At 49.1% G+C, this 542-nt stretch carries 1 protein-coding gene; it reads left to right on the forward strand.

Annotated elements, in window-relative coordinates; translation table 11 throughout:
- On the forward strand, positions 1-458 hold a 458-nt coding region (locus Y887_RS20745; RefSeq protein ID WP_046965593.1), incomplete at its 5' end, for a nucleoside triphosphate pyrophosphohydrolase family protein.
- Between the last annotated feature and the right edge of the window lie 84 nt (positions 459-542).

Consider the following 542-nt stretch of genomic DNA (forward strand, 5'->3'; position numbering starts at 1 on the left):
ATACAGAGCAGGCCATCTGTGACTTGCAGGCCGCAATTAAGGACGACATTGGCGATTGGCTTGTTGTGTTGACCATCCTGGCGGCGCAAAACGGTACTGAAATCGAAAACATTAATGGCGGCGGGTGTGCTGATAAAGGCGCTCACCCTCATTCATTTATCCTTCGCCTGGCAAAGACCCTTGGACGGCTTGGTGATGCTATTGCTAAAAATCAGAGCATGGATATTGATGTCACCATCATGGCCGCAGTCGATTACCTTTCCGGCGTAGCTCATGATTATGGCCTTCGCTTATCCGACTGTGCGCAAGCGGCCTACGAAGACATCAAGGACCGCAAAGGTGTCATGTACAACGGAACGTTCATCAAATCTACTGATCCAGCTTATGAGCACTCCTGCAAAATGGTAAAGAAGCTGGAAATTGAAGACCGTTTGATCAAAGAAGTTACAGGACAATAATTATGACAGCATTAAAACCAATGAAGGGCTGCCAACCTAAGCAGATCATCGAGCGCGGCGAAGACGTGCCGCTCCCTTGCGGAC

The organism is Xanthomonas pisi DSM 18956 (assembly GCF_001010415.1).
GTDB classification, from domain to species: domain Bacteria; phylum Pseudomonadota; class Gammaproteobacteria; order Xanthomonadales; family Xanthomonadaceae; genus Xanthomonas; species Xanthomonas pisi.